A 763-nucleotide genomic window follows, 5' to 3' on the forward strand; every position below is an offset into this window, starting at 1 on the left:
AGGTAGCCGTATCGGAAGGTGCGGCTGGATCACCTCCTTTCTATGGAGAATCGTTTCCTGCAACGGAAACATTCAAATCGGAAGTATAACTTCCAAATCGTTTCAAACACTCACTCGTGTTCAGTTTTGAAAGAGCAAGTCTCTTTCGTATGCGTTTGGTGGCGATAGCGGAGGGGTTCCACACGTACCCATCCCGAACACGACCGTTAAGTCCTCCAGCGCCGATGGTACTTGGACCGAAGGGTCCTGGGAGAGTAGGACGCTGCCAAGCGGACAACCATTCATTGGTTGGTTCAAATGTTATATATGTTATATGGGCTTTTAGCTCAGTTGGTTAGAGCGCACCTCTGATAAGGGTGAGGTCGGTGGTTCGAGTCCACCAAGGCCCACCATATAACAATTATAATTCCATACCTTTTATGGGGCCATAGCTCAGCTGGGAGAGCGCCTGCCTTGCAAGCAGGAGGTCAGCGGTTCGATCCCGCTTGGCTCCACCAATAATTTCATTACCCGCATTACCTTGATCCTTGAAAACTGGATACCGAAACGAATTTGCGTTTTAGAACATCTTTTAGCTGAAACTTGTGTAAGCAAGTTGAAATAGTTATTAGTTGACTGATATTTTCCTAACGGAAAAATCATGGTTAAGCTAATAAGAGCACACGGAGGATGCCTAGGCGCCAGGAGCCGACGAAGGACGTGGCGAACAACGAAACTGCCTCGGGGAGCTGTAAGCAAGCTTTGATCCGGGGGTGTCCGAATG

At 48.4% G+C, this 763-nt stretch carries 2 tRNA genes and 2 rRNA genes; all 4 read left to right on the forward strand.

Going from position 1 to position 763, the window contains the following annotated elements:
• Positions 1–154: 154 nt before the first annotated feature.
• Positions 155–271 (forward strand): 5S ribosomal RNA (gene rrf / locus L6H70_RS28620).
• A 44-nt stretch (positions 272–315) separates the two neighbouring features.
• Positions 316–392, forward strand: a tRNA-Ile gene (locus L6H70_RS28625).
• A 29-nt stretch (positions 393–421) separates the two neighbouring features.
• A tRNA-Ala gene (locus L6H70_RS28630) sits at positions 422–497 on the forward strand.
• 145 nt (positions 498–642) lie between these two features.
• Positions 643–763, forward strand: a 23S ribosomal RNA gene (locus L6H70_RS28635); the annotation flags it as partial.

The organism is Paenibacillus auburnensis (assembly GCF_927798115.1).
Classification (GTDB): Bacteria; Bacillota; Bacilli; order Paenibacillales; family Paenibacillaceae; genus Paenibacillus_AQ; species Paenibacillus_AQ auburnensis.